The 12188-nt window shown below is 72.4% G+C and carries 11 protein-coding genes; 5 read left to right on the top strand and 6 right to left on the bottom strand.

What is annotated here, in order from left to right:
• Positions 1-113 precede the first annotated feature (113 nt).
• The 3 genes from BSL84_RS05920 to BSL84_RS05910 form a co-directional block, all read right to left on the bottom strand.
• Positions 114-938, bottom strand: a complete 825-nt coding sequence (locus tag BSL84_RS05920) for a LytR/AlgR family response regulator transcription factor (RefSeq protein ID WP_045322492.1) — start codon at positions 936-938, stop codon at positions 114-116.
• 247 nt (positions 939-1185) lie between these two features.
• Positions 1186-2181 (bottom strand): SCO0930 family lipoprotein, encoded by a 996-nt coding sequence (locus BSL84_RS05915; protein ID WP_045322491.1) that lies wholly within the window; start codon positions 2179-2181, stop codon positions 1186-1188.
• 116 nt (positions 2182-2297) lie between these two features.
• Positions 2298-3491, bottom strand: coding sequence for a GDSL-type esterase/lipase family protein (locus tag BSL84_RS05910; RefSeq protein WP_234363417.1), 1194 nt, complete (start codon positions 3489-3491; stop codon positions 2298-2300).
• Positions 3492-3985: 494 nt separating this feature from the next.
• On the opposite strand from BSL84_RS05910, the gene BSL84_RS05905 reads away from it, so the two are divergent.
• Both BSL84_RS05905 and BSL84_RS05900 read left to right on the top strand, forming a co-directional pair.
• Entirely contained in the window at positions 3986-5476 is a 1491-nt protein-coding gene (locus BSL84_RS05905) for an amino acid permease (protein WP_030027018.1), read from the top strand.
• A 10-nt stretch (positions 5477-5486) separates the two neighbouring features.
• Positions 5487-5942: an Lrp/AsnC family transcriptional regulator gene (locus BSL84_RS05900; protein WP_030027017.1), complete on the top strand. Its 456-nt coding sequence runs from the start codon at positions 5487-5489 to the stop codon at positions 5940-5942.
• A 55-nt stretch (positions 5943-5997) separates the two neighbouring features.
• On the opposite strand, the gene BSL84_RS05895 is transcribed toward BSL84_RS05900, so the two are convergent.
• On the bottom strand, positions 5998-6189 hold the full coding sequence (locus tag BSL84_RS05895) for a DUF1059 domain-containing protein (RefSeq protein ID WP_030027015.1): 192 nt from the start codon (positions 6187-6189) through the stop codon (positions 5998-6000).
• 219 nt (positions 6190-6408) lie between these two features.
• Between BSL84_RS05895 and BSL84_RS05890 the strand changes: the two genes are divergently transcribed.
• The 3 genes from BSL84_RS05890 (at position 6409) to BSL84_RS05880 (ending at position 9875) form a co-directional block, all read left to right on the top strand.
• Positions 6409-7146 (top strand): SAM-dependent methyltransferase, encoded by a 738-nt coding sequence (locus tag BSL84_RS05890; protein ID WP_075971991.1) that lies wholly within the window; start codon positions 6409-6411, stop codon positions 7144-7146.
• A gap of 160 nt (positions 7147-7306) precedes the next feature.
• Positions 7307-8107: a carbon-nitrogen hydrolase family protein gene (locus tag BSL84_RS05885; RefSeq protein ID WP_045322488.1), complete on the top strand. Its 801-nt coding sequence runs from the start codon at positions 7307-7309 to the stop codon at positions 8105-8107.
• Positions 8108-8177: 70 nt separating this feature from the next.
• Positions 8178-9875, top strand: a complete 1698-nt coding sequence (locus tag BSL84_RS05880) for a flavin monoamine oxidase family protein (protein ID WP_030027012.1) — start codon at positions 8178-8180, stop codon at positions 9873-9875.
• 93 nt (positions 9876-9968) lie between these two features.
• Here the strand turns inward: BSL84_RS05880 and BSL84_RS05875 are convergent, their stop codons facing one another.
• Together BSL84_RS05875 and BSL84_RS05870 are read right to left on the bottom strand one after the other, a co-directional pair.
• Positions 9969-10610, bottom strand: coding sequence for a DUF5995 family protein (locus BSL84_RS05875; protein WP_030027011.1), 642 nt, complete (start codon positions 10608-10610; stop codon positions 9969-9971).
• A 76-nt stretch (positions 10611-10686) separates the two neighbouring features.
• On the bottom strand, positions 10687-12084 hold the full coding sequence (locus BSL84_RS05870; protein WP_045322487.1) for a uracil-xanthine permease family protein: 1398 nt from the start codon (positions 12082-12084) through the stop codon (positions 10687-10689).
• Between the last annotated feature and the right edge of the window lie 104 nt (positions 12085-12188).

The following is a 12188-nucleotide window of genomic DNA, read 5'->3' as shown; positions in this document are numbered from 1 at the left end:
CGGCAGGCGGCTCCCGCGGATCGCCGTACGCCCCTCCCGGTGCGGTGAACGGCCATCCCCGCGCGCCCGGCGGTCGCCCGGCCGGGCCATAGCGCGGCACCAGACGGCCCGTTTCAGCCGGTCGCGTGCCGCATCAGCAGATCGCGCAGCTCCCGCGCATGCCTGCGGCTCACCTGGAGTTCGGCCGCCCCCACCCGGACGGTGGTGGTGCCGGAGTCCAGCCGGAGCTCGTCGATCCGGGCCAGCGCCACCAGATGACGGCGGTGGATCCGTACGAACCCGCGCGCCGCCCACCGCTCCTCCAGCGTGGACAGCGGGATCCGCACGAGATGGCTGCCCTCGTCGGTGTGCAGGCGGGCGTAGTCGCCCTGCGCCTCGACGTAGGCGATGTCGGCGATCGCCACGAAGCGGGTGACGCCGCCCAGTTCGACCGCGATCTGTTCCGGCCCCCGGTCGGCGACGGCCTGTCGCGGGGCCGGCCGCGGCGCCGCGGCCACCGCCGGCGGGCCCGCCGGCGCCTCGGCGGCCGCCGGCACCTCCTCGGCCCGGCCCAGCTGTGCGCAGGCCCGCCGGACGGCCTCCGCCAGCCGCTCCGGCCGCACCGGCTTGAGTACGTAGTCCACGGCCTTGAGGTCGAAGGCCTGTACGGCGAACCCCTCGTGGGCGGTGACGAACACGATCAGCGGCGGCCGCGCGAACCCGGTCAGCAGCCGGGCGACGTCCAGCCCGGTCAGCCCGGCCATGTTGATGTCGAGGAACACCACGTCGATCCCGTCGGGCCCGTCCGGGCCGGACTCCAGCGCCCGTGTGACCCGGCGCAGCGCCCCGGTGGCGTCCGAGGCGCCCTCCGCGCTGCTCACCCGGGGGTCGGAGCGCAGCAGGTAGAGGAGTTCCTCCAGGAGCGGTATCTCGTCGTCGACAGCGAGCACGCGCAGCATGCCGCCGAGTCTAGGGCCTGTATCGAGTTGCCCCGTGGAGCAAGGAGCGGCGTTCGAGGGTGCGTGCCGGGCGTCGCGACGCCGCGGGGCAACTCGATACAGGCCCTAAGGGCTGTCCCGTCGTGCCCGGCGGGCGCGCGGCGCCGGCCCGGGCGCTGTGCAGGGCCGCAACAGGCGCGGCCCCTGCCCGGGGGGAGTTGGGGCAGGGGCCGCGCGGACCGTGGTGGGGGATGGGGGACCGGAGGGACTACTGGACGGTGATCGGCTTGCCGTCCGGGGAGACGGCGTACCAGGTGCCGCCGACGCCCTGTCCGTTGGTGTCACCGGGCTTCTTGTCGCCCGAGAAGGTGTAGATGGGCCAGCAGTCGACGGTCTGCTGCTTCTGGCCGTCCGGGCGGTCCAGGACGCTGAAGTTCTTCTGCGTGATGCCCTTGGCGTTCGCCTTGTCCACCGGGGGCACGACCGGCCACTTGGCCAGGCAGTCGCCCACGCAGTTGGAGACCATCGGCCAGGCGGAGTCCTTCTTGAAGCGGTAGACGGTCATGCCGTTGCCGTCGACGATGTGCTCGCCCAGCTTGGGGTCCTTCGCCACGGACAGGCCCGGCGCCGGGGCGGCGGCGTCGGCCGGGGGTGCCTCCGCCGGGGCGGGCTTCGCCGGGGCGGCGGAGGCGTCGGGCGCCGGGGCGGAGGAGGCCGGTGCGGGGGCGGCCTCGGCCGGGGCCGCCCCCTTCGCGGCCTTCTTGCCGTCCGCGCCGAACGCGAACCACACCCCGCCGACGCCCTGCCCCTTCACATCGCCCGGCTTGGCGTCCTTGTTGAAGCGGTACACCGGCCAGCCGTCCACCGTCAGCTGCTTCGAGCCGTCGCCGCGGACCACCTCGCCGAGCAGCGAGGGGTCCATGCCGGCGGGGGCGGTGACGTCACCGGCCGCGACCACCGGCCAGGTCTTCGCGCAGTCTCCCTCGCAGTTCGACTTCGGCGGCTTCGCGGTGTCCTTGTCGAAGCGGTAGAGCGTCAGGCCCGCGCTGTCGGTGAGGACGGGGCCGAGCTGCTCGGTGGTGGACGCCGCGAGCTGCCCGCCGGGCTGGTTGCCGGGCCCGGCCGCCGGGGCGGCCGCGTCGGCGGCGGCACCGGCGGGCTGGGTCGTGTCCGAGGCCTTGTAGTCCGACGGGCCGCAGGCGCTGGCCGCCAGGACGACGGCGACGGCGGCCGCGGCGAAGGTGGTTGCGCGCTTCATGCCCATGTTGATCTCTCCCACGTCGTGTCTGTCGTATCGCCGCCCCCAGCGGCGGCAACTGTGCACAGGACACGCCCCGGTGGGCGGGATCTGTTCACCGCCTCCGGTGTGGGCTGTTTCACTCACCCCCCGCCGAACCCGGCGCGCCGCAGGGCCGTGGCCACAGCGAGGCCGAGTACCTGGTGTCCGGAGTCGTTGGGGTGCAGGCCGTCCGCGAGGTGCTCGGGTCCCAGCAGGTCACGGCCCGGCAGGACGGCGAGCCGGTCGTCGCCGGCGGCGATCCGGTCCCGGGTGGCGCGCTCCATCGCGTCGCGCAGGGCGCCCAGGGTGGCGCCGAGCCTGTTCGGCGTGCGTTCGGCGTCGGGCCGCAGGACGGGGGAGACCAGCAGCAGGGGGGTCCGCGGATGGCCCTGGCGGACCAGTTCGAGGAAGGCGCGCGTGGTCTCGTACAGAAGCGGTGCCGAAAAGGGCACCCTGGACCAGCAGTTGGTGCCGAACGCGAGGGTGATCACGTCCGCGGGCAGGGCGGCGAGCTGTTCGGCGGTGGCCAGTTCGCCGCGGGCGGCGCCGGCGTAGCCGAGGTTGACGGTGTCCCAGCCGAGGGACCGGCCCGCGACGGCGGGCCAGCCGTGGGCGGGGCGGGTGGACCACCAGCCCTCGGTGATGGAGTCGCCGTGCACCACCCAGCGCGGCACGGGCGGCGCGGGGGAGAGGGGGCCGCCGATGCCGCGCAGGCCGAGGACGAGCGGGGACTGGTTCTCGGGCGGGTGGATGGTGAACGGGCCGTGGAAGGGCCCGTCGCCGTTTCCGAGGCCGATGCGTACGACGGCCTCCGCGGCGGGTTCGGTGAACACCTCGCCGACCGCCCCGTGGCGGTCCCACAGGGCGAAGCCGTGCGCGAGGTCGCGCAGGGCGTCCGTGGGGCCGGGCACGGTGGCCCGGTAGCGGATCTCGACGGCCCGCGCGGTCTCGGTGGTGAACTCCAGCCGGACCCCGATGGGCAGCGTGGCCCGCTCGCCGGTGTCCCAGGGCAGCCGCATCGTGTCGGCGGGGTCGGCGCGTACCGGCCGGCCCTTGTCCAGCCAGGCGACCCCGCGCAGGAAGGGCCGCGGATCCTGCCAAGCGTCCTGCTCGGCCTCCCGGCCCGCTCCCGGCCAGGCCTCCCGGCCCGCTTCCTGCCCGGCCTCCTGCCCGGCTCCGTGTCCGGTTTCCTGCCCCGTGGCCTGCCGCGCTGCCCGCCGTGCGCCCGGAACCCCGTACGGCTCCACGTCCCGCCACCGGCCGGGTCTGCCCTCGCCGTGTACCGGTGCGCTCATCCTTCGCCTCCGATCGTCGGACGGGGGGACTCCGTGCCGGCCCCGCCGTCCACCCGGGCGCCTGCCCCGTCACCGCCGGTGCCACCGCGTTCACCCGTACCCCGCGCGGCCCCGGATTCCACCGGCGCCGGCCGCCCGGTTCCCGCGAGGGGCAGCGGCCGGATCCAGGGCGGCACGGTGCGACAGATCTGACGAGGTGTCAAGAACGGGGGTCGTCGGCGGCCTGCGCAGCGATCGATCATCCCTACGCAACAAACGACTGTCCGTGACCGATCCGCGCAATGATCGTGCGCCAATGTGCAAGGATGGTCCATTACGGGCGGTATCACTCAGCTCGTAGGCTCACTCGCTGTACGTGGAGTGGCGCGGATCGCCTGCTCGGCGGTCCCCCATTGCCAGGCCCTTCCCTCGTCGGGCCCTGTCCTGCTCCGGACCGTCGCGGTCGACGCCTCATCCCCGACCTCTGTCGATCCGCAGTGACAAGGAGTCCCCTCGTGCTCGACCACGGCCAGGCGCCCCCGCTCGCCTCCGAGGCCCGCAGGCCCGTCAACCCGCTGCTCCGCCGCAAGCCGGTCGAGCAGCTGGTGTCCGAAGGCGGCCAGGGCGAGGGCGGCGCGCTGAAGCGTTCGCTCACGATGTGGCAGCTGACCATGATCAGCATCGGCGCGACCCTGGGCACCGGCATCTTCGTCGTCCTCGGCGAAGCCACCCCGGTCGCCGGCCCGGCCGTCTTCATCGCCTTCATCGTCGCCGGCCTGACCGCGCTGTTCTCGGCGCTCTCCTACGCCGAGCTCGCGGGCTCGATCCCGGTCTCCGGCTCCTCGTACTCCTACGCCTACGCCACCATGGGCGAGCTCATAGCCTGGGTCTGCGGCTGGTGCCTGGTCCTGGAGTACGGCGTCTCGGTCGCGGCCGTCGCCGTGGGCTGGGGCCAGTACCTCAACGAGCTGCTCGACGGCACGCTCGGCTTCACCATCCCTGAGGGCTTCTCCGCCCCGCTGGGCGAGGGCGGCTACATCAACCTCCCCGCCCTCGTCGTGGTGCTCCTGTGCATGGTCTTCCTGCTCCGCGGGGCCAAAGAGAGCGCCCGGATCAACACGATCATGGTCGTCGTCAAGATCGTGACGCTGGCGCTGTTCATCGTCATCGGCTTCATGGGCATCAAGGCCGGCAACTACACCCCGCTGGCCCCGCTCGGCGTCACCGCCATCAGCACCGCCGCCTCCATGCTCTTCTTCTCGTACATCGGCTTCGACGCGGCCTCCACCGCCGGTGAGGAAGCCAAGAACCCGAAGAAGGACCTGCCCCGCGCGATCATGCTCTCGCTGCTGATCGTCACCGCGATCTACTGCCTCGTCGCCCTGGTCGCCGTCGGCGCCATGCCGTGGCAGGAATTCGAGGGCAGCGAGGCCGCCCTGGCCCAGATCATGGAGAACGTCACGGGCCACTCCTTCTGGAGCGTCATCCTCGCCGCCGGCGCGGTCGTCGCCATCGCCAGCGTCGTCTTCGCCGTCCTCTACGGCCAGACCCGCATCCTCTTCGCCATGTCCCGCGACGGCCTGATGCCCAAGGCGTTCGCCAAGGTCGACGAGAAGACCGGCACCCCGAAGGTCAACACGATCATCGTCTGCCTCTTCTGCGGACTGCTCGCCGCCTTCATCCCGCTGGGTGAGCTGGCCAACGCCACCAGCATCGGCACGCTCTTCGCGTTCGGCCTGGTCAACGTGGCCGTCGTCATCCTGCGCTACAAGCGCCCCGACATGAACCGCACCTTCAGGGTCGCCCTCTTCCCGGTCACCCCGATCCTGGGCTTCCTCTTCTGCGCGTACCTCATGATCGAGCTGCCGATGGCCACGTGGCTCTGCTTCGGTGGCTGGATGGCGGTCGGTCTCGTGATCTACTTCTTCTACGGCATGCGCCGCTCCAGCCTGGCCACCGTGGCCGCCGTGGCCGCCTCGGCCGCGGAGGTCGCTGAACAGAAGTGATTCACCCCCCGTGCGACTGAACGATCTCGACGAACGCATCGTGCACGCCCTCGCCGAGGACGCCCGCCGCTCCTATGCGGACATCGGCTCCGAGGTCGGGCTGTCCGCCCCCGCCGTCAAGCGGCGCGTGGACCGGCTGCGCGCCGAAGGCGCCATCACCGGCTTCACCGTCCGCGTCGACCCGGCCGCCATGGGCTGGGAGACCGAGGGCTTCATCGAGATCTACTGTCGCCACAACACCTCGCCGGACGACATCCGGCGAGGACTGGAGAGATACCCCGAGGTGGTGTCCGCGTCGACCGTCACCGGCGACGCGGACGCCCTCGTGCAGATCTTCGCCTCCGACATGCGCCACTTCGAGAGGGTCCTGGAACGCATCGCGGGCGAGCCCTTCGTCGAACGCACGAAGTCCGTCCTCGTCCTGTCCCCGCTGCTGCGCCGCTTCACCTCCGGCGCCCCGGCGTAGACCCTCCGCGTAGACCCGCCCGTCGGGCCGGGTCCCGCACCGGCGCCGCACGCTCTCAGGCGTGCTGCGGCGCCTCGTCCTTCATCATCCCGCGCAACGAGGCCCGGAACTCCGGAGTGTCCTCGTGGCCGTGCACGGTCGCGGCGTGCTGGGCGGCCGCCGCAATGACCTCTTCCTCCTCGCCCGAGATGGCGAGGGTGCAGTTCATCTCGCTGGGGTAGTCCCTGCAGTCCATGACCTTCCGCATGACGAGCCTCCCGGGACAGGTGTCCGCCGGCACCGACGCCGGACGGTGCACTTCCCACGATCCTCCTCGCGCAGGCACGGCGAAACCCGGGCGGACGATCGTGCCGCTCCCGGTTCCCGCAGCCGGGGCCGCTCCCGGTTCCCGGCGTCGGGGCCGCCCCCCGAGCCGCCACCGGAAAACCGGATGCCCCGAGCGTCCACCGACGGGGAAGGTGTCCCGGTGAACCGAGAAACGATCTCCCACCTGGCCCACGCCCACCACCCCGTCGCGGCCCCGCTGAGCGACACCGCCGTCGCCCGGCTCCTGGACCGCGCTCTGCCCCGCGGCACCGAACGCGTCCTCGACCTCGGCTGCGGCCCCGGCGAATGGCTGCTGCGGTCCCTGCACGCCCGCCCCGGCGTACACGGCGTCGGCGTCGACGTCTCCCGCACCGCCCTCGACCGGGCCGCCGCCGCCGCACAGGCCCTCGGCGTCGCCGACCGGCTGGCCCTGCATCCTCGGCCCGCCGCGGACCACACCGACCCGCACCCCTACGACCTCGTCCTCAGCGTCGGCGCCGCCCACGCCTTCGGCGGGCTCCTGCCCACCCTCGACGCCGCCCGCGCCCACCTCGCCCCCGGCGGCCACGTCCTCGTCGGCGACGGCTACTGGGAGCACCCGCCCACCCCAGCGGACCTCCGGGACTTCGGTCACCTCCCCGATCTGCCCACCCTCGTCGACCAGGTCACAGCGGCCGGATGGACCCCGGTGTACGGTCACCTCAGCACCCGCGAGGAACTCGACGACTACGAGTGGTCCTGGACCGGTTCGCTGGCCGCCTGGGCCCTCGACCACCCCGACCACCCGGACAGCGCCGAAGCCCTCGACGCAGCGAACGGCCACCGCACCCAATGGCTGCGCGGATACCGTGCCACCTGGGGCTTCGCCACCCTCCTGCTGTGCCGGACCGCCGACTGACCGGCTCCCCGACGCCGTCGCGCAACGAATCGCCGCCAGAGCCCCGTAACGCGCAACGAATCGCACACCAGCGCGCAACATCGGCGCCTTGTTGCGCCGGGAGGGCGAAACGTACCGTTTACAGGACCGCACCCGCCCCTCCTGCCACAGAGGTACGCCCATGCCCCCGCTGCGCACCGCCCTCCTCCAGAGCTCCGGAGTCCTCGGCGACGTCGCCGGGAACCTCAAGGCGCTCGACGAGGCCGCCGAGCGCGCCGCACGGGCGGGGGCCGGGCTGCTGGTCACCTCGGAGATGTTCCTGACCGGCTACGCGCTCGACCTCGACGCCGTACCCGCGGTCGCCGAGGCCCACGACGGCGACTCCGCCCGCGCCGTCGGCGACATCGCCCGCCGCCACGGACTCGCGGTCCTCTACGGCTACCCCGAGCGCGACGGCGAGACGGTCTACAACTCCGCCCAGCTCATCGGCCCCGACGGCGCCTCCCTCGCGAACTACCGCAAGACCCACCTCTTCGGCTGCTTCGAGCAGGACGCCTTCACCCCCGGCGACATCCCCGTCGTCCAGGCCGACCTCGGCGGCATCCGCATCGGCATCATGATCTGCTACGACGTGGAGTTCCCCGAGAACGTCCGCGCCCACGCGCTCGCCGGCACCGACCTCCTCCTGGTGCCGACCGCCCAGATGCACCCCTTCCAGTTCGTCGCCGAGCACCTCGTCCCCGTCCGGGCCTTCGAGAACCAGATGTACGTCGCGTACGTCAACCGCACCGGCCCCGAGGGCGAGTTCGAGTTCGTCGGCCTCAGCTGCCTGGCGAGCCCCGACGGCACCACCCGCACCCGCGCCGGCCGCGGCGAGGAGATGGTGCTCGGCGAGGTCGACCCCGAGCTGCTCAGCGTCTCGCGCGAGAACAACCCCTACCTGCGCGACCGCCGGCCGGGCCTCTACGCCTCGCTCGTCTGACCCGCACCAGCACCCCTCCCCGCCCCCACCGCTCCACCCCCCGAGCCCTGCCCGCAAGGAGTCGTACCCCATGACGTCCACGGTGCCCACCACCGCCGTCCCGCACAGCGACGGACAGCCGCCGATCACCATGTTCGGCCCGGACTTCCCGTACGCCTACGACGACTTCCTCGCCCACCCGGCAGGCCTCGGCCAGATACCCGCGACCGAGTTCGGCACCGAGGTCGCCGTCATCGGCGGCGGTCTCTCCGGCATCATCTCCGCCTACGAGCTCATGAAGATGGGCCTCAAGCCCGTCGTCTACGAGGCCGACCAGATCGGCGGCCGCCTGCGCACCGTCGGCTTCGAGGGCGCCGAGACCGAGGGCCTCACCGCCGAGATGGGCGCCATGCGCTTCCCGCCCTCCTCCACGGCCCTGCAGCACTACATCGACCTCGTCGGCCTGGTCACCGAGCCCTTCCCGAACCCGCTCGCCGAGGCCACCCCCTCCACGGTCGTCGACCTCAAGGGCGAGACGCACTACGCGGAGACCATCGCCGACCTCCCGCAGATCTACCGCGACGTCGCCGACGCGTGGAACGCCTGCCTCGACGAGGGCGCCGACTTCTCCGACATGAACACCGCGATGCGCGAGCGGGACGTCCCGCGCATCCGCGAGATCTGGGCCAAGCTCGTCGAGAAGCTCGACGACGAGACCTTCTACGGCTTCCTGTGCAAGTCGGAGGCCTTCAAGTCCTTCCGCAAGCGCGAGATCTTCGGCCAGGTCGGATTCGGCACCGGCGGCTGGGACACCGACTTCCCGAACTCCATCCTGGAGATCCTGCGCGTCGTCTACACCGAGGCCGACGACCACCACCGCGGCATCGTCGGCGGCTCCCAGCAGCTGCCGCTGCGCCTGTGGGAGCGCGAGCCCGAGAAGATCGTCCACTGGGCCCAGGGCACCTCCCTGTCCACCCTCCACGACGGCGCCCCGCGCCCCGCCGTGACCCGCCTGCACCGCACCGCCGGCAACCGCATCACCGTCACCGACTCCTCCGGCGACATCCGCACCTACCGCGCCGCGATCTTCACGGCACAGTCCTGGATGCTCCTGTCGAAGATCGAGTGCGACGACACGCTGTTCCCGATCGACCACTGGACGGCGATCGAGCGCACCCACTACATGGAGTCGTCCAAGCTGTTCGTCCCCGTCGACCGGCCGTTCTGGCTGGACAAGGACGAGGAGACCGGCCGCGACGTCATGTCGATGACGCTGACCGACCGCATGACCCGCGGCACCTACCTCCTGGACGACGGCCCGGACAAGCCCGCCGTCATCTGCCTGTCGTACACCTGGTGCGACGACAGCCTGAAGTGGCTGCCGCTGTCCGCGAACGAGCGGATGGAGGTCATGCTGAAGTCCCTCGGCGAGATCTACCCCAAGGTCGACATCCGCCGCCACATCATCGGCAACCCGGTCACCGTCTCCTGGGAGGACGAGCCCTACTTCATGGGCGCGTTCAAGGCCAACCTCCCCGGCCACTACCGCTACCAGCGCCGCCTGTTCACCCACTTCATGCAGGACCGCCTCCCCGAGGACAAGCGCGGCATCTTCCTCGCGGGCGACGACATCTCCTGGACGGCCGGCTGGGCCGAGGGCGCGGTCCAGACCGCCCTCAACGCCGTGTGGGGCGTCATGCACCACCTCGGCGGCTCCACCGACTCCACCAACCCCGGCCCGGGCGACGTCTACGACGAGATCGCCCCGGTCGAACTCCCGGAGGACTGACCCTCCCGGCCCCTGCCCAGGGGCCCGCCGATCACGGGCCGCCGCCCCGCGCCGTCAGCACGCGGGCCGGCGGCCCGTTCCCATGCCCGCACCTCAGCCCCGGGGGGTCAGCAGGCAGCGGCCGACCAGGCCCACGCCCGCGTCCAGGGAGTCCGCGAACTCCGCGGCCAGGTCCGGCGCCCGGCGCAGCGTCCACAGCAGCCGGGCCGCCGACCAGGCCCCGGCGCGGGCGCGCTCCAGGCTCCACGAGCCGACGAGGTGGGTCAGCGGGTCGGCGATCTCCAGCAGGTCCGGGCCCGGCATCAGGTCCTCCCGGATGTGCTCCTCCAGCGAGACCAGCGTGTCGCCGACCCGGTCGAAGTCCGACTCCAGGGCCCGCGGTTCGCAGTCCAGTTCACCGCAGGTCGCGACGACCGCGAGCGCCAGGTCGTGGCCGATGTGCGCGTTGATCCCGGCCAGCGCGTGCTGGAGCGGCCGGATCCCGGGATGGCGGCGGTACTGCAGCAGCGGCCGCCAGCAGGCCGGGGCCCGGTCCGCCTCCACCGCCGTCAGGTACCGCTCCGCGAACCGGACGCTCAGGGTCGCCGCCCGCCGGGGCGCCGGGAAGCCCCCGTGGGCGATCCGATGGTGCAGGGTCTCCGTCACCGTCAGGTAGACCCGGTTGAAGACGGCGACACCGTCCTGCGGCGGGAGCCGCTCCTCCAGGGCGCGCATCCGCGCCAGCACCGCTTCCATGGGAGGCAGAGTCGCAGGCGCCGGCGCGGATCCGGGGAACTTGGCCGTACGCTTCCCCGGTTCGGGCGAAGCACCGTCAACGGGGCTTGTCCTGCGCCTCCCCGCCGTCGTCGTAGGCGGACGTGCCCGCGTCCAGCAGCGGCTCCTGCGGCTTCAGGTGCGCGGGGGCGAAGCGCCGCAGCGCGTGGTAGCCGCCGATCACCACGATCGTGCCCAGCGCGATGCCGCCCAGCTCGAAGCTGTCGGTGATCTGCAGCCTCACCCCGCCCACGCCGATGATGATGCCCGCCGCGGCCGGCACCAGGTTCAGCGGATTGCGCAGGTCCACCCGCCCGTTGATCCAGATCTGCGCGCCGAGCAGGCCGATCATGCCGTACAGGATGACGGTGATGCCGCCCAGGACGCCGCCCGGGATGGCGGCGACGACCGCGCCGAACTTGGGGCACAGGCCGAAGAGCAGCGCGAAGCCCGCCGCGGCCCAGTAGGCCGCCGTGGAGTAGACGCGGGTGGCCGCCATGACGCCGATGTTCTCGGAGTAGGTGGTGTTGGGCGGGCCGCCGACCGCCGTGGACAGCATCGACGCGGCGCCGTCCGCGGCGATGGCCGTGCCCAGCTCGTCGTCGAGGGGGTCGCCGGTCATCTCCCCGACGGCCTTGATGTGCCCCGCGTTCTCGGCGATCAGCGCGATCACCACGGGCAGGGCGATCAGGATCGCCGACCACTCGAAGGACGGCCCGTGGAAGGACGGCAGCCCGATCCAGTCGGCCTTGGCGACCGCCGAGAGGTCCAGGCGCCAGTGGTCCACGGCCGCCTCCCCGCCCACCGTCGAGTGGATCTTCCCGAACAGCAGGTCGGAGACCCAGGAGAGCGCGTACCCGAAGACCAGCCCCAGGAAGATCGCGATGCGCGACCAGAAACCGCGCAGGCAGACCACGGCGAACCCGGTGAACAGCATGGTCAGCAGTGCCGTCCACTGGTCCTGCGGCCAGTACGTCGACGCCGTCACCGGCGCCAGGTTGAAGCCGATCAGCATCACCACCGCGCCCGTCACGATCGGCGGCATCGCCGTGTGGATGATGCGGGCGCCGAAGCGCCGCACCGCGAGACCGGCCAGGAACAGCGCCACGCCGACGACGAACACCGCACCCGTGACGACCGCGCTGTCCCCGCCCGAGGCGCGGATCGCCGCCGCCACACCCACGAAGGACAGCGAACAGCCCAGGTACGAGGGCACCCGGCCGCGCGTCGCGAGCAGGAAGACCACCGTCGCGATGCCGGACATCATGATGGCCAGGTTCGGATCCAGGCCCATCAGGACCGGCGCGACGAAACTCGCCCCGAACATCGCCACGACGTGCTGGGCACCCAGCCCGGCGGTCCGCGGCCACGACAGCCGCTCATCCGGCCGGACCACCGCGCCGGGGGCGGGGGTACGCCCGTCTCCGTGCAGGGTCCAGCCCACGCCGAGGCCCATGTTCCACTCCTCTTTCCCGGTTCTCCCGGTCTCCGGACGAGCACGGCCGCCGCCGCGCACACATCGAGGCCGCAGCGCACGGGGTGCCGCTGCGGCCAGTCGAC

This window comes from Streptomyces sp. TN58 (assembly GCF_001941845.1).
Lineage (GTDB): Bacteria > Actinomycetota > Actinomycetes > Streptomycetales > Streptomycetaceae > Streptomyces.
The sequence above is the reverse complement of the archived record's forward strand: the minus strand, read 5'-3'. Positions and strand labels throughout refer to the sequence as shown.